Source organism: Microbacterium shimangi (assembly GCF_043556445.1).
In the GTDB taxonomy this organism is placed as follows: domain Bacteria; phylum Actinomycetota; class Actinomycetes; order Actinomycetales; family Microbacteriaceae; genus Microbacterium.
The window spans coordinates 42995-59568 of record NZ_JBIGII010000007.1; the positions used below are offsets into that span (position 1 = coordinate 42995).

Annotated in this window: 10 protein-coding genes; all 10 read left to right on the forward strand. The window is 71.6% G+C overall.

Annotation, left to right across the window (positions count from 1 at the left end):
- Window positions 1-58: 58 nt before the first annotated feature.
- The 10 genes from ACFXQA_RS13685 to ACFXQA_RS13730 all read left to right on the forward strand — a co-directional run bounded on the left by ACFXQA_RS13685 (window position 59) and on the right by ACFXQA_RS13730 (window position 16517).
- Window positions 59-1072 (forward strand): ABC transporter, encoded by a 1014-nt coding sequence (locus tag ACFXQA_RS13685; RefSeq protein ID WP_394520435.1) that lies wholly within the window; start codon window positions 59-61, stop codon window positions 1070-1072.
- A gap of 12 nt (window positions 1073-1084) precedes the next feature.
- A complete protein-coding gene (locus tag ACFXQA_RS13690) occupies window positions 1085-1570 on the forward strand; it encodes a hypothetical protein (RefSeq protein ID WP_394520436.1) in 486 nt (161 codons plus the stop codon).
- A gap of 63 nt (window positions 1571-1633) precedes the next feature.
- Window positions 1634-2308, forward strand: coding sequence for a spermidine/putrescine ABC transporter substrate-binding protein (locus ACFXQA_RS13695; RefSeq protein WP_394520437.1), 675 nt, complete (start codon window positions 1634-1636; stop codon window positions 2306-2308).
- 145 nt (window positions 2309-2453) lie between these two features.
- Window positions 2454-3587 (forward strand): serine/threonine-protein kinase, encoded by a 1134-nt coding sequence (locus ACFXQA_RS13700; protein WP_394520438.1) that lies wholly within the window; start codon window positions 2454-2456, stop codon window positions 3585-3587.
- Window positions 3588-9533 (forward strand): Ig-like domain-containing protein, encoded by a 5946-nt coding sequence (locus ACFXQA_RS13705; RefSeq protein WP_394520439.1) that lies wholly within the window; start codon window positions 3588-3590, stop codon window positions 9531-9533.
- A gap of 37 nt (window positions 9534-9570) precedes the next feature.
- The gene (locus tag ACFXQA_RS13710; protein WP_394520440.1) at window positions 9571-10536 is read left to right on the forward strand and encodes an AAA family ATPase; all 966 of its coding nucleotides are present in this window, start codon (window positions 9571-9573) and stop codon (window positions 10534-10536) included.
- The gene (locus ACFXQA_RS13715; RefSeq protein ID WP_394520441.1) at window positions 10533-11906 is read left to right on the forward strand and encodes a DUF58 domain-containing protein; all 1374 of its coding nucleotides are present in this window, start codon (window positions 10533-10535) and stop codon (window positions 11904-11906) included. Before ACFXQA_RS13710 ends, ACFXQA_RS13715 begins: the two co-directional genes overlap by 4 nt.
- On the forward strand, window positions 11903-14377 hold the full coding sequence (locus tag ACFXQA_RS13720) for a transglutaminase domain-containing protein (protein WP_394520442.1): 2475 nt from the start codon (window positions 11903-11905) through the stop codon (window positions 14375-14377). Before ACFXQA_RS13715 ends, ACFXQA_RS13720 begins: the two co-directional genes overlap by 4 nt.
- A complete protein-coding gene (locus ACFXQA_RS13725; protein ID WP_394520443.1) occupies window positions 14374-15912 on the forward strand; it encodes a DUF5684 domain-containing protein in 1539 nt (512 codons plus the stop codon). The genes ACFXQA_RS13720 and ACFXQA_RS13725 overlap by 4 nt, the downstream gene beginning before the upstream one ends.
- Window positions 15909-16517, forward strand: coding sequence for a hypothetical protein (locus ACFXQA_RS13730; RefSeq protein ID WP_394520444.1), 609 nt, complete (start codon window positions 15909-15911; stop codon window positions 16515-16517). Before ACFXQA_RS13725 ends, ACFXQA_RS13730 begins: the two co-directional genes overlap by 4 nt.
- The last annotated feature ends 57 nt before the right edge of the window (window positions 16518-16574 follow it).

Here is a 16574-nt window from a genome sequence, read left to right on the forward strand (position 1 = left end):
GGCGCCGCCGGGTTACCCTCGCCAGGCGGGATTGCGCCCCCGCGAGAGGAGTGCGGCCATGAGTGATCCCAAGTCGTCATACGGCGAGCCGGTAGATGAGCCCCGCGATGTCGAGTCCACCGACGTCGACCGCGACGTCGTCAGCCGTGCCCACGAGGGTCTCGCGGAGGCCGAAGCTGCCCGCCGCGAGGCAGAGGCGGCCGACGCGGCTGCGTCCCGTTCGGCCGAGCCCGAGACCGTGGTCGTCGAGAAGACCACGGTCGAAGAGCGCGTCGAGCCGGATGGCGTGCCGTGGTACGAGCGCGATGACGTGCCGCTCGATGACGAGCCGGTCGTCACCTCCAGTGAGCCGGCCGCGCCCCGCGAGCCCACTTACTCGCCCGAGCCGGCGTACACATCCGAGCTGGCGTACTCGCCCGAGCCTGCTTATGCTCCGGAACCCGCCTACGCTGCCGAGCCCGCGTACGGCGCGGCAGCCGCCGGAGCAGCCGCCCCCGCCGCTCAGCCCATCTTCGTCCAGGCGCCCGAGGCGCCCCGTGCGCGCGGAAACCGCGGAGCCGCCGGCGCGATCGGCTTGCTGGCCGCCGTCGTCTTCGCCGTGCTCTACCTCGCTGCGTGGCTCGGACTCGAGCTGCTCTACGACGGGGGCATCACCTTCGCCGAGGTGCCCGAAACGGCTCTCGCCGCCCTCACGACCTGGTCGCTGTGGGTGCCGGTCGTCGCCTTCTACCTCGGTTTCTGGCTGCTCGGTGCGTTCATCAACCGTGGCCGCTGGGGCCACTGGGTCGTCTGGGGCATCCTGGTCGGCGTCGCCGCTTACGGCGGTCATCTGCTGGGTCAGCTGTTCCAGGCTCCGTTCTGGATGCTCACCGCTCGCGAGGGTGCGACGCTCGTCGAGGAGCAGGTGCTTGCGCCGCTCGCGATCGTGGCGTTCGTGCTCGGGCGCGAGCTCACCATCTGGTTCGGCGCCTGGGTCGCCGCCCGCGGTCGGCGGGCGACGGAGCTCAACAACGAAGCGCAGCGCGAATACGAGCGCACGCTCGAAGCGGGTCCGCAGCTCCGCCAGGCCTGAGCGGATGCGGCGATGACGAGCGCATCGGCGGGCGAGGGCGGTTCGCTTCCCCCGTTGATCGCGGTCGCCTTCGCCGCCGTGCTGTTCTTCGCCCTCGCCATCTGCGGGCTCGGTGTGACGACACTGGTGCTGGACGCCGACATCATCTCGTTGCCCGAGGGCGGTCAGGTCCCCGGAATCGTGGGGATGCTGGTCGCTGTTGCCGTCTTCGCGGGATCTCTCGCGCTCGGGCTGCGGACGCAGCATCCGTCGTTCTGGACGGCACCGATCGTCGCGATCGCCGTGTACCTGCTCTACAGCGCCGGAATCGCGACCGGCGCGATGATGACCGGAATCGACCCGGCCGCCGCGGTGGCTGCCGCCGGGCGCTGGCTGCTGAGTTGGTTCGGCGTCGTCGTCGCGGTCGCCGCACTGGTCTGCGCGTGGGGCGGCATCGCACTCGTGCGGACGCGGGCGAGACCCCCTCGATGGGGCTGGGAGGGCGACCGAGACGAGTGACTCGCCGCGCCGACGGAGGGCAGGTGCCTGGGAACGCGCGGCGTGTCGGACTACCGTGGGATCGTGGAGCGGTCGCTCGAAACCCAGGTCAGCCAGGCCGTCGATACCTGGCTGCGGTGGTTGCCGCGCTGGGAACCGGCGACGCACCGCGGTCGGGTCGCCCCCTGCCGCCGTTGTTTCGGCTCGCCGGTGCTGTCGGCCGCCGGTCTCGGCTCCGATGTGCCCCACGGGGTGCAGCACGGACTGTCCACCCGGGTGAAGACGATCGTCGACCATGCCGTCGCCGAGTACACCGCCCGCAATCTGCCGATTCTCCAGGGCGAACTCGACCAGCAGGCCGCGCGAAATCGCACCCGCAGCTACCGCCCGGCCGAGGGGCTCGAGCCCGAGTTCGAGGGTCTGCCGCTCGACCCCGACCCCGACCCGGGGTCGCCGTTCCTGTTCACGATCTCGGGCCTCGCCGCCGAGGAGGAGGCCGCGATTCCGGCTCTTCCGCCACTCACCGACGCCGCGAAGGCGGCGCTGCGGCAGGAGGTCGGCCTGGCCGACGACTACGCCAACATGATCGGCCGCGAGGTGTGCGCGATCCTGCTGCACCATCGGCTGCGCATCCAGGCGGCGGTCACCCAGTACGTCGAACCGCAGATCACGGCGATGCTCGAAGAGCTCACCCGTTCGCTCGACGCCCCTTTCGAGGCACCCGCCGACCCCCAAGAACCGGGTCTGCCGAGCCTCTGAGACCGACGTTTCGTTGTCATAACGTGTTGTGGTGCGTTCCGGCCGCATCGGATCGAGCCGGGGGCTTTGTTAGCATTGCCGGGCTCGTACCAGGAGCTGCGCGCCGCTGCCGGTGCGCTGGGGAACTTCGACCGGGGGAGGCCAGGTGCCGACACGCCTGCCCGCCGCGCCCCCGATCCTCCCCGGGTTCGCCTACATCCGTCCGCTCGGCTCGGGCGGTTTCGCCGATGTCTTCCTCTACGAGCAAGACATGCCTCGCCGGAACGTCGCGGTGAAGGTGCTCCCGAGCGATGTGCGCGACCCCGATCTGCTGCGCATGTTCAACGCCGAAGCCGACGTGCTCGCGCATCTGTCGGCCCACCCCTCGATCGTCACCGTGTACCAGGCCGGCGTCTCGGCCGACGGTCGCCCGTACATCGTCATGGAGTTCTGCCCCGGCTCGCTCTCGCAGCGGTACCGGGTGGAGCGGATGCCTGTGCCCGAGGTGCTCACGATCGGCGTCAAGATGGCCAGTGCCCTCGAATCCGCGCATCGCGCGGGCCTCGTGCACCGCGATGTGAAACCCAGCAACATCCTCATCACGACGTTCGGCACCCCGGTGCTCGCCGATTTCGGCATCTCGTCGTCGCTCGCCCGCGACACCGCCGACGAAATGCTCGCGATGTCGATCCCGTGGAGCGCCCCGGAGGTCGTCGCCGAGCAGACGGCGGGATCGATATCGAGCGAGGTATGGAGCCTCGGGGCGACGATCTATTCGCTTCTCGCCGGACAGAGCCCCTTCGAACGGCGCGAGCGCGGGCAGAACAGCCGCGAACAGTTGCGGCGACGCATCGCCCGAGCGTCGTACACCGAGATTCCGCGGGCCGATGTGCCCGCGTCGTTGCAGGGCGTGCTCGCCCGGGCGATGGACCGTGACCCCCAGCGGCGCTTCGCGGGGGCGCGGGCGATCGGCGACGCTCTTCGCGAGGTGCAGAACGAACTGGGGCTGCCCGCCACACCGCTGGAGGTAGCCGCGGACGAGTGGGCGCCGAGTTCGCGATCGGTCGACTTCTCCGACGGGGCGCTCCGCGGTCCGGTGCGCTCGCGGGTCGAGCACACCAGCGGGCGAAAGCTGCGCACGGGGTCGGGGATGGCGGGCCTCGCCCGTGATGAAGACACCGATATCTCGAGCCAGAGCCGCCGCGGTCGTTCGATGATGCCATGGCTCGTCGTCGGCGGCGGTGCCGTCGCGGCGGGCATCGCTGTCGTCGTGACCCTCCTGGTCACGGGGGTGCGGTAGGTGCGCCGCCGGGTCGCCGCGGGCATCGCTGCCGCGGGTGTCGCCGTCGCTCTGGTGGTCGGGGTCAGCGTCGTCTGGCCGGGCCTCGACGCGCAAGAGACGCCAGAGGTCGACACGTCGGTCTGGGCGTTGCAGACGGGTGAGAACCGTCGCTACGCCCGGGTCAACACGACGATCGGCGAGCTCGACACCGTTCGCAGCGTCAGCAACCCCAGTCACGTAGTGCAGGGTGGCGATGGCGCCTACCTCTTCTCCGACAGCTACAGCAAACTGACCCGCATCGACGAGTCCCTGCCGGTCGACCTCGACGAGGAGGCCCTCCGCACGTCGCCGTCGACCCCCGCGGGGACGACCCAGGTGGTCACCTCGGGAGACTTCGCGGCCTACCTCACCGACACCGGGGCCGTGTTCGCTGGCAGCCTGTCGGCGGGTGACCCCGCGCAGGTCGACCCCTCGGAGTCGGATGACGCCGACGCCCCGCAATACGCGGCTGACGCCATCGCGGTCGACCGGCGAGGGCAGCTCTTCGCGTATTCGTCGGCCGACGCATCCGTCGTCCGTTACGACATCCCGACCGCCGAGGTGCGCGGGCGCGACCCTCTCGATGCCGACCTCGCCGCTCCCGCGCTCACGGCCGCGGGCGACACCTGGGTGCTCGTCGACGGAGAGTCGGGCGAGGTGCGCGTCCGCGACGCCGAAGCCGCGATCTCGGTCGATCTCACGGGCACCATCGTCGTCGGCGAGCCCGACCCGGCTGGTTCGTCGGTGTACCTCGCCGACGAGTCGAGCCTCGTTCGGGTTCCCGCCGACGGGTCGGCCCCCGTCACGGAGGTCGACCGGGGCGCGTCGGTCATCGGCACTCCCGCGCCGCCCATCGTGCACGACGGTGAGGTCTACGCCGCCTGGCTCGGACCGAGCGACGGCGGCGGGCTGCTGTGGAGCGCTGGCGGCGGTGAGCGTGCGCTCGACTACGGCGGCGAGAGCGTGCCCGACCAGCGCCGACCCGTCTTCGTCGCGACCGACGAAGCCGTGATCCTGAACGAGACCCGCACCGGATGGGTGTGGACGGTGCCCGACGGCTCGCTGGTGCCGTCGAGCCAGGACTGGTCGCTCGACGACCGCACCGATCCCGACGCCGTGCCGAGCGAGGAGCAGCTCAGCGTCGTCATCGATCCGAAGCCGCCCATCGCCGAACCCGATGCGTTCGGGGTCCGCGGGGGGAGCCTCGTGACGCTGCCGGTGCTGATGAACGACCACGATCCGAACGAAGACGTCCTCAGCATCGATCCGGCGTCGGTCACCGGGCTCGACCCCGGCTTCGGCAGCGTCTCGATCACCGACGACGGCCAGCGGCTCGCCGTGCGCGTCGAGCCGGGGGCAACGGGTTCGGCCGCCTTCTCGTACGGCGTGACCGACGGCACGGCGCAAGACGGACTGTCGTCGGCGGCGACGACGGTGACGCTCACGGTGTCGACGACCGATGCTGCGCCCGAGTGGTGCGGCGTCGAACGCTGTCTGCTGCCGTGGCCCGAGCCCGAGGTCGCTCGCGGCGGCACGGTGACCGTGCCGGTGCTTCCCGGCTGGGTCGACCCCGACGGAGACCCGTTGCTGCTGCTGTCGGTGACCAACCCCTCGGGTGTCGGAACGGTCGCCGCGACCCCCGCGGGCGAGGTGGTCTACCAGCACAGCGACGACGGGTCGGGGGGCGAACAGCTCATCGAGCTGCCCGTGACGGTGGCCGACACGACGGGCCAGTCGTCGCAGCGCTCACTTCTCGTGCGGGTCTCGCCGACTCCCGCGCTCGCGGTGCAGTCGTTCGCGGTCGTCGATTCGATCGGTTCGGGCGTCACCGTCGATGTGGCCCCGCACGTGACCGGTACCTCCGGTGCGCTGTCGGTGTCGTCGGTGCGCGTCCTCGATGACGCAGCGGCGTCGGCGACCGTCGTGGGCGGCACCACGACCTTCGACTTCTCGGCCCGCGACCCCGGCACGTTCCGCGTCGGTTTCACCGTGACCGACGGCGCCACCGAGGCTACCGGCACGGCGCGTGTGACGCTGCTGCCCGCCGATGCCCCCGCCCAGTTGGCGACCTCGCCGGTCGTGGCGTTCGTCCACCCGCAAGAAGACGCCACCCTCGATGTGTTCGCCGCCGTGTCGAACCCGACCCGGCGGGTGCTGCTGCTCAGCGACGTCGTCGCGAGCGCCGACGAGGGGGCGACCCTCTCGGTCGACGCCGTCGGCCAGAACAACCTCCGCGTGTCGGGGACGACGGCCGGCGGTGAACCCGGGCGGCTCGGCACCGTGGCCTACACCGTGAGCGACGGCACCGAAGACGAGGGTGCGCGGGTCAGCGGTGAGGCGACGGTGTACCTCCTGCCGCCGGCGCCCGAGATCGCCCCGATCGCCGTGGACGACAGCATCGTGGTCCGCGCGGGCTCGCAGATCGACATCCCCGTGCTCGACAACGACATCTCACCCGCCGGCGGGCGCCCGACCCTGAACCCGGCGTCGGTGGTCTCGAGCACCCCCGACGCGCTCGCCTTCGCCTCGGGCGGTGTGCTGCGCTACCTCGCGCCCACCGAGCCCGGCGAGTACGGCATCGACTACTCGGTCTATACGACCGGGTTGCCCTCGCTCTCCGACACCGCGACCGTTCGCGTGCGTGTGCTCCCCGGCGACGTCAACCGTGCCCCCCTCCCCGACACCGTCGAGGGGCGGGTGCTGAGCGGTCAGGCCACCGCCATCGACTTCGACGGCTTCGGGATGGACCCAGACGGAGACGTCGTCACGCTCGAACGCATCGTCACCCAGCCCGAGAGCGGTTCGGCCACGATCTCGGCCGACGGCGAATCGATGGTCTACACCAGCGTCCCGGGCTACCGGGGGCAGGTCGAATTCCGCTATCGGGCTGTGGATGCTGCGGGCGAGGGCGGGGACGGCACCGTGCGGGTGGGTGTGCTCGACGCCGATTCGAATCCCAGCCCGGTCACCTTCACCGACTACGTGCAGGTGCAGGCCGGCCCCGAGAACACCATCCGGGTCAGCGCGCTCGCGAACGACATCGACCCGACGCAGGGCTCGCTGAAGATCACCGGCGTTCGCCCCGACCTTCCCGAGCAGCTCGGCGACGGGACCGACAACGCGGAATACACCCGCCTCGCCGGGCAGGTGGCCGATGTCACCGACACCGACGTCTTGCTCGCCGCGGGTGAGAACCCCGGCACGATGTCTTTCCTGTACGACGTCGAGTCCGATTCGGGCAACACCGGACGCGGCCTCATCGTCGTCAAGGTCGTCCGCGAAAGCGTCCCCGACTTCCCCGTCGTCACCGACACCGTTCTCACCACTGAGAACCGCGAGGAGTTCCTCAGCGGTGTCGACGTACTGACGGCGAAAGCGGCGTGGTCCGGCGGTGACGTCGGCGATCTGACGGTGGGCCTCTGGGGCGAACCCGGCGACGTCGCGGTCGACGGTCGGAGTCTTCGGGGCGATCTGCCGTCGACGACGCGGGTCATCCCGTTCGCCGTCACCGGCGAGGTCGCGGGCGCCGAGGTGCAGACCTACGCGTTCCTGCGGGTGCCGGGCGACGACGATCTCGCCCTGTCTCTGCGCGCGGGCACCCCCGCGCAGCAGGTGAACGAACTCGAGTCCGTGACCTTCGACATGAACCAGCTGGTCGCTCTGCCCCGCGGCACGACGCTCGAGGTGGGCGACGATCTCCGCGCTTCGGGGTCGCGCGCGGCCGCGGCGTGCACCTCCGAGGGCGGCACGTCGGTGCGGTACGACTCCGGCGAAGGGGCGCCGTGGACGGACGCCTGCCAGGTGCCGGTGCGCATCGCGGGCACCGAGGACTGGACGTACCTGTCGGTCCCCCTCCTCGTGAACGCCCTCGACCCGCAGCCGGAGCTCCGTGCGGCCTCGCTCACCGTCGGGCCCGGCGAGACGGCCACGTTCGATCTGCGCACGATGACGACGTGGCAGCTCCGCGACGACTGGGACTCGATCCAGTACTCGGTCGACTACTCCGGCGGGGCCTTCGACGTCACGCTCGCCGGATCGGTCGTGACCGTGACCGGTACCGACCGCGCCGTGCCGGGGAGTGAGAACGCGGCCCTGATCGGGGTCACCAGCCACACCGCGGTCGCACCCGCCCGTCTCATCCTCCGGGTGGGCGCGGCTCCGTCGACCCTCCCGCAGGGCGGTTCGACCTCGCAGCAGTGCTCACAGGCGGCAGGTTCGTCGTGCACCGTGCCGGTGGTGGGTACCTCGGGCGAGGTGAACCCGCTGCCGCGCACGCCGCTCGAGGTCGTCGATGTTCGCCCCACCGGTGCGTGCGTCGGCGTCAGCTTCCGTGTGGCGTCGGCGAATGCGGTGATCGCCTCGTGGACGGGCGATGCTCCCGGTGCCACCTGCAGTGCCTCTTTCACGGTGCGCGATGCGCAGGGGCGCGCGACCGCCGGGCCCCGGGACGGCCGCCTGCTCCTCGACCTGCAGGGATTCCCGAAGGGCCCCGGCAGCCTCCGTCAGACGGCGTACGGTGATGGGACGGTCAGCCTCCGAGTCGACGCCGGCGAATCCCGTCTGGCCTACCCCGCACTGACCGGTTTCGTCGTGCGGTACGCGGGTCAGGAAGTCGCCCGGTGCACGGTCGACGGCGCCTGTCCGACCATCGCCGCCCCGAACGGCGAGCAACGCGTCTACGAGGCGTGGGCCGTGAACGCCACCGGTGAGTCGCGAGTGAGCGTCCGCACCACGGCATGGGCCTACGACACCCCCGCTGCCCCGCGCGACGTGAGGTCGGCGCCCCAACCGAACGGCTCGGAGGGCAACCTGGCGACGCTCTCGATCTCGGGGATCGACGCGGCCGAAACCGGTCGGCTGGTGATCGTCAGCCCCTCGGGCGAGACCCGCGAAGTGAGGATCAGTCTGAACCAGGATGCTGTCGAGGTGCCCTCGTTTCGCGTGGGATCGAACAGCTCCACCACCGTCACGGTGACGCCCTTCTCGCGCTTCGAACTGCCGCCGGGCCTCGGCGGGCAGCCGTCGGGGCAGTCCAAGACCGTTCAGGCCAACGGCATCGGTGCGCCGACGGGTGTCTCGCTGAACCTCGTCGCGAAGGCCGATGGCAATGGCGAGGCGACCGTTGTGGCGACCGCGAGTGCTCAGGCCAACGGCGTCGGCTCGAAGCTTCTGTACGGCATCGTGCGGGCCGGCGATCGCTGTCGGCCCACCGACGACGGCCAGAGTCGAACATTCACCGGTCTCGACGAGGGTGACGAGTACTCGTTCACCGTGTGCGTCGAGTCGACGTCCGGCGGCCGCAGCTTCGGCACCACCGAGGTGTCGGGCAATCGCATCCGGGTCGAATCGACCAAGACGCCGACCGGCTGGACGTTCGAGGTCGACCGCACACCGACGGTCGACGACAACCGAGCCGCATGGCGCATCACCTCTGACCCCCAGTCGCGCGACAGCATCCCGCGCAACTACCGCGCCCAGTTCAGCAGGTGGAACGGCTCTACCACCGTCTTCGATCAAGATCCGGGGATCACCGTCCAGTACGTCCGCGACGGGTGGGCGCCGTCGCCGTCCGCACCGGTCACCGCCCGCGAGGGAAGCGCGCCGTACCAGGTGTCGGCCGAGTGGCGGGTGTCGTCGTGCATCGGTGGCGAAAGCCTGAAGGTGACCGGCAGCATCTCCCGCGGCGGCGGCAGCGTGACCGCTCAGACCGATTCGTTGCGGATCGTCTACTACGACTCGCAGGATCGGCTCCTGATCACGACGACGCCCGGCACGGTGCCCGACGCCGCGGCATCCGTTCGGGGCATTCCGGTCACCGCTTCGGTGGGGCAGTGGAACCTCCAAGACGCCGCGGGCGTCGCGTCGGGGAAATGCACCCCGAAGGCCGTCGAGCCGCCCGAGGACGACACGCCGCCGAACCCCTGACTTTTCTCTTTCCACCCAGACCCCCAGGAGCGCACCGATGACGATCACCCAGGAGCAGGCGACCTGGTTCGCCGACACCTTCGCGCAGATCGCCGACAACGTCGAGCGCGCGGTGCTCGGAAAGCGCCGGGTCGTCGACCTCGTGCTGACCGCCATGCTCAGCGACGGGCATGTGCTGCTCGAAGACGTTCCGGGTACCGGCAAGACGTCGCTCGCGCGCGCGGTCGCGCAGTCGGTGCAGGGCACGAACACCCGCATCCAGTTCACCCCCGACCTCCTCCCCGGCGACATCACGGGCATCACGGTCTACGACCAGAAGACCGGCGTCTTCGAGTTCCACTCCGGCCCGGTCTTCGCCAACATCGTCCTGGCCGACGAGATCAACCGCGCGAGCCCCAAGACCCAATCGGCCCTGCTCGAGGTCATGGAAGAGAAGCGCGTCACGATCGACGGCGTCACCCGCCCGGTCGGCGACCCCTTCCTCGTCCTCGCGACGCAGAACCCCGTCGAGCAGGCCGGCACCTACCGCCTCCCCGAGGCGCAGCTCGACCGCTTCATGATGCGCACCTCGCTCGGGTACCCCGACCACGCGGCGACCGTGCGGATCCTCGGCGGTGGCGCGACCGCCACCGAAGACCTTTCGCCGATCATCACGCCCCAGGCGCTCGCCGGCATGGCCGACCTCGCGGCGGAGACCTACGTCGACGCCCTCGTCCTGGACTACATCGCGCGCCTCGTCGACGCGACCCGCTCGGCCGACGAAGTGCGCCTGGGCGTCAGCATCCGCGGTGCCCTCGCTCTCACGCGGGCCTCGCGCGCGCGTGCCGCCTCGCAGGGACGCACCTACGTCACCCCCGACGACGTGAAGGCGCTCACGGTGCCCGTGCTCTCGCACCGCCTGATCCTGCACCCCGAGGCCGAGTTCGACGGCGTGACGCAAGAGGCGGTCGTCGGTCAGGTGCTTCTCGACGTGCCGCCGCCCACCCAGCGCGAGTCCGTATGAGCCTCAGCGACTCCCGCCTCACTCGCACCTCGGCCGCAACCTCGACGACCACGTCATCGCGGTCGTCGATCACCTCCACCACCTCGCGGCGACGCGAGCGCACGATCGTGCGTGCGGCGGTGCGCACGACGGTCGCGCTCCGGGCCACGCGCGATGCCGCGGTCGCGGCCGCGCGGTGGTCCGGGCGCACGGTGCGGCCCGCCGGCGCCCTCGTTGTGCTGGCGGCGACCGCGGGGTTGCTCATCGGATTCGCGTTCGGATGGGTGGAGTGGATGGTCGCGGGCGCGGTGTCGCTGCTCCTGATCGTGATGAGCGTCCCCTTCCTCTTCGGCGCCCGCGCGTACGAGGTCGACCTCACCCTGACCCACGAGCGGATCGTGGCCGGCCACGGCGTGACGGGCGAGATCGTCGTGCGCAACGACGGCCGGCGGCTCGCTCTGCCGGGTCGCCTCGACATCCCCGTCGGAAAGGGGCTCGTCGAGTTCGGGGTTCCGTTGCTCCGCCCCGGCCACACCGTCGCCCAACCGCTCGAGATCCCCGCACTCCCGCGCGGGGTCGTCCGCGTGGGGCCCGTCACCACCGTTCGCAGCGACCCCGTGGGGCTGCTGCGCCGCGAGCACGCGTTCGACGATGTGCACGACCTCTTCGTGCACCCGCGGACCACGGGTCTGCCCTCCACCAGTGCCGGTCTCATCCGCGACCTCGAAGGAAACCCGACCCGCCGCCTGGTCGACTCCGACATGTCGTTCCACGCGATCCGCGAGTACGCCCCCGGCGACTCGCAGCGACAGATCCACTGGAAGTCGACGGCCAAGACCGGGCGGCTCATGGTGCGCCAGTTCGAGGAGTCGCGGCGCTCGCGCATGGCGGTGATCCTGGGCGTCGCCGAACCCGAATTCGCCGACGCCGACGAATTCGAGCTCGCGGTGAGCGCGGCAGCCTCACTCGGTCTTCGCGCCGTACGCGATGCGCGTGATCTCGACATCGTGTCGGGGTCGGAGATTCCTCGTGTCGTGCGCGGGCGCCTGCGGGCGATCCAGCACATCGCGACGGTCACCCCTCGGGCGATGCTCGACGGCTTCAGCGGCATCGAGCGCATCGAGAACACCATGCCCGTCGACGAGGTGTGCCGCCTGGCCGCCGAGGCGAACGAGCGTCTCTCCATCGCGTTCGTCGTCGTCGGATCGACGGTGCCCCTCCAGCGTCTGCGGCAGGCGGCCCTGGCTTTTCCGGCCGACACCGCTCTCGTAGCCGTGGTCTGCGATGAGAGCGCGCACCCCCGCATGCGGGTGCTGTCGGGGTTGTCGGTACTGACGATCGGCACGCTCGACGACCTGTCGGGCCTCCTCGTCCGCGGAGCCGGGTCATGAAGCGTCCCCGCATCGTCGCGGGCGCGGTCTACGTCGCGGTGACCGTGATCGTCGCCGCCCTCGCGGCGTGGCCGATCTATTCGTCGCCGGCCTACCTCCTCACCGTGGGCGTTGCGACGGTCGCCGGAGCCGGCATCGCGGCTCTTGCGCTTCTGCGGCGGTGGGGCGGGTGGGTTGTCGCCGCGCTCGTGGCGGGGGTCTTCACCCTTCTCGCCGTGCCCGTGGCGGTTCCGACACGCCTGGGCGGCCCCGTCGAGATCCTCCGCGGGCTGGGGGAGGCCTTCGGCGGCGTCGTCGTCGGGTGGAAAGATCTGCTCACCGTCGACCTCCCGGTCGGTGCCTACCGCAACCTGCTGATCCCCGCGTTCGTGGTCTTCCTCGTGGGAACCACCGTCTGCCTCCTGCTCGCGTGGCGGGAAGACCGGTGGGCTCACGGGGCGGTCGTCGTCGGCCTCGGCATGGTCTCGTTCGGTCTCTTCTTCGGACGCACGGCCGTGAGTGCCCCGGTGTCGCTCGGCCCGTTCTCCCTCCACGCCCCCCTCGAGACGATCGTGGGGGTGAGCGCGCTCGGGGCCGCCCTCCTCTGGCTCGCGTGGCGTGCGCGCGACGAGCGCGTCGCGGCGCTGCACCGAGCCACCTCGGCGAGCGGGGTGCGCATGTCGCGGCGTCCTTCCCGCGCCGACCGCCGGCGCGTGGCGCTCGGCGCGGGCATGGTCGCCGTCGCGCTCGTCGTCGCCGTCGCCGTCGTCCCGTGGGCCGCCCGGGGTGCCGACCGGCAGGTCTTGCGTTCGGCCGCGGGCCCGGAGCCCGACATCGCGGCGGCGGTCAGCCCCCTGTCGGATTACCGGATGCTGTTCACCGACGATCGCGCCGACGACGTGCTGTTCACGGTGACCGGCGAGGCTCTCCCGGCGCGCGTGAGACTCGCCACCCTCGACACGTACGACGGCGAGATCTTCCGCCCCGGTGGCGGCGACGGTCGGTTCGTGCGCGTTCCGTCGACCCTGGAAGCGGGGGAGGGCGTCGCCATCGACGCCGAGATCGAGGTCGGTGACCTCGGGGGGATCTGGATGCCGACCGCGGGCCGCCTGGCCGGTGCCGCGTTCGAGGGAGAGCGCGCAGCAGCGCTGGCCGACAGCTTCTACTACAGCGTCGAGGCGTCGGCCGGTGTGCAGACCGCCGGGGGAGGCCTCGCGGCAGGCGACCGCTACCGCATCGAGGGTGTCGAGCCCGCTGTGGCCGACCTGGCCGCGATCACGCCCTCCGCGGCAGCACCCGGCGGAGCGGACCTCGCGGGGGTCGAGGCCCCCGACTCGCTGGCAACCTGGGTCGAGGAGCACGCCACGGGCTCGGACGGCGTCGCTTTGGAGGGCCTGGTGCGGCTGCTCCGGGAGCGCGGCTATCTCAGCCACGCGCTCGACGCGGGTGAGACGACGCCGGTCTGGATGGCGTCGCTTCCCGATTACACGTTCCAGCCCAGTGCCTCCGGCCATTCCCTCGCGCGCATCGACACGCTGTTCTCGCGTCTGCTCGAGCGCGAGGGCGACCCGCGGGCCCAAGCATCCGGCAACTTCGTCGCTGCCGTCGGCGACGACGAGCAGTTCTCCGTCGCCGTCGCCCTCGTCGCCCGCGAGCTCGGCTTGGCTTCGCGCGTCGTCGTCGGCGCACGCCTCACCACGGCCGACCCCGGTCTCAGCGCCTGCGACGCAGGCGTCTGCCGCGCGCAAGACCTCGCCGCGTGGGCCGAGGTGCGCGGCGAAGACGGGCTCTGGGTGCCGGTCGACGCGACGCCGCAATGGGCGCAATCGCCGAGTCTCGACGTCACCGAGCAGCGCGATCCCGAGAACGTCACCGAGGTGCGACCGGACAGCGTCGAAGAGGTCGTGCCGCCCGAGCCCGTGCAAGAGGACTCGGCCCGCGATGACGATGACGACGACGCGGCCGCGATCGACCTGGCCTGGTTGTGGGCCACCCTCCGCGTGGTCGGCATCGTGCTCCTCGTTCTCGCCGTCGTGCTGGGCCCCTTCCTCGCGGTCATCGCCGCGAAGGCCTCGCGTCGCCGCGGCCGACGAACCGTCGAAGACCCGGTGGAGCGGATCGCGGGCGGTTGGGAGGAGTACGTCGACGCGGGAGTCGACGCGGGTCTCTCAGCGCCGCGCGTTCTCACCCGCAGCGAACTCGCGGCCGCGTACGGAACACCGTCGGGCGGGCAGTTGGCGGAGACCGCCGACCGCGCGGTCTTCGCGCGCGAGGACACGTCGCCCGACGATGCCGCCGAGTTCTGGCGCATCGTCGACGCGGAGCGCAAACGCCTGGTGCGTGAGCGTGGTTTCTGGCGCCGCATCGCCGCGGCCGTATCGTTGAGGTCATTCGTCCGGCTGATCGCCCCGCGCCCGTCGCGGCCGCGCTCACCGCGAACCGGGGAGAGGGGGATGCGTCGGCCAGCCGGTGGCAGGCGCACCACGTCATGAACGATTCCATCGGCCTCGTCGCCGGACTGGTCAGCTTCGTCCTGATCGTCCTGATCTACCTCTGGGCGTCCCTCTCGCTCGCCGCCGTGTTCCGAAAGGCCGGCGAAGACGGGTGGCAGGGTTGGGTGCCCCTCCTCAACACCGCCGTGCTGCTCCGCCTCGGCGGGTTCTCGCCGTGGTTGGTGTTCATCTCGTTCGTGCCGGTCCTGGGCGCGATCGCTCTGCTGGTCGTCCTCGTCATGTCGTACTACCGCATCAACCGTGCGTTCGGGCACGGCACCGGCATGACCGTCGTCGCCGCCCTGTTCCCCCTGATCTGGGCGAGCATCCTCGGCTTCGGATCTTCGCGGTGGATCGGCGCAGAGACGGCTCCGCGCCGTGGCGGGTACACCTCGGGGGCGACGGATGCTGGTGGCCCCCACCGATCCGGACACAACCCCGGCCTCGACGAGGCCGCCTCGTGGCCCGCGCCGTCAACGACAGCACCCACCGTGCCGCCGGTTCCGCCGACGGTGCCCTCCGCCTCTGCGTCGACGGGATTCTGGGCGCCGCCGCCCGCCTCCGCCGAGCCGGTCGCCCCGCCGACCCCGGTCGCGTCACCGGCCGCTCCCTCGCCGGTCGTGGTGCCGCCCGCGGCCCCGCCGCTTCCGCCGCCCCCGGTCTCTTTCCTCGCGCCGCGCCCCGACAGCGCCTCCCGCGGTGGTGTCGACGCTCAGTTCGATCCCGAGATCGACGACAGCGCCGTCGATCCCGAAGACCGCGTGGCTCCGCCGACGCTTCCGAGCAGCACCTTCCTGCCGCCGCCGCCGTCGCCCGGTGCAGGGGTCGATGCCGACGTCGACGCACCGCGCCGCAGTGCCCCGCCGGCCGCGCCGATCGAGTCGGTGCCCGTCGTCACGCCCCGAGCTGCGCCCGAGCCGGTCGTCCCCGCGCCGGTCGCGGATGTACCACCGCCCCCCGCCGCACCCCATGCCCCCGAGCCATGGGCACCCGCGCCCCTCCGTACGCCCGCGCCGCCGGCGGGCGACGACCAGTTCCCCGAGCTGAGCGAGGCGATCTCGGCCGTCGTCGGCGCCCCTGACGCGGGTGCACCGAGGTCTGCGCGCTCGTCGGTCTCGGCGCTCTACGCGCAGAGCGACCTGGCCGACGAAGAAGACGACATCGACGCGATGGACCAGACGATCGTCGCGCGCCGTCGTCGGGTGCCCTGGTCGCTCATCCCGCCCGGAGGAGCGCCGGTCGACATCTCGTCCGAGGTCGTCATCCTGGGGCGGCGCCCGGCGCCCGACCCGTCGCGCCCCGGTGCGCAGCTGATCGCGATCTCCGACGAGACCCGCACCGTGTCGAAGACCCACGCGCGACTCGAACTGCGGGGCGACACCTGGTTCGTCACCGATCTCGGGTCGACGAACGGGGTGCTGTTCGCCACGCTCATGGGCACCGAGGTCGAGGCGCAGCCGGGCCAGGAGCTCGAGGCCGGCGAGCGGTTCTTCCTCGGCGACGCGGAGGTGCGGCTCAAGCGGAGCGACGCATGAGCGGCGACGTCTCCGACGACGACGACGTCACCATCTGGGCCGGCCGCCTGCGAGCCTCACCGACCCCGCCGGCATCATCCGGCGGCCCCGCCGTCATCGATGACGCCACCCTCCTGTCGCCTCGCCACGGGGGAGAAGCTCCCGACGACGCGACCGCGCTGGCCTCGCGCCCGCGCGCCGACGCGCTGACGGACGAGACGGCGCTCGCGTCGCGCCTGCGCGCGGACGCGCCGACGGACGAAACGGCGCTCACCCGTCGCACCTCTCGTGCGACACCGGTCGTCGCGCCGGAACCGGCCGTGATCCGCACCCGGGGTTCGGTGAAGCGCCCCGCGCCGATCGAGACCGCGGGCGCGGGACGTGACGCCCGCGTGCTGACCCCCGGCGGTCGTGAGATTTTCCGCCCCCGTGCGATCGAACCAGACGTCGTCGTGCGCGCCGTCCCTCGCCCGCAGGCTCCGCAAGAACCGGTCGTGTCCGAGGCCGTGTCGGCCCGGGGAGGCCGTCGCCGACGACGTCGGTTCGCGGTGGGCGTCGCCGTGAGCGCGGTCCTCGTCGTCGCCGCGGCAGTGGCGATCGTGTGGCTCGTCGTTCTCCCCGGTTGAGCCCGGCGACTGCGGCATCCGTCGCCGTTTGCCCGCATCGCTCCGGGGGGAGTATCA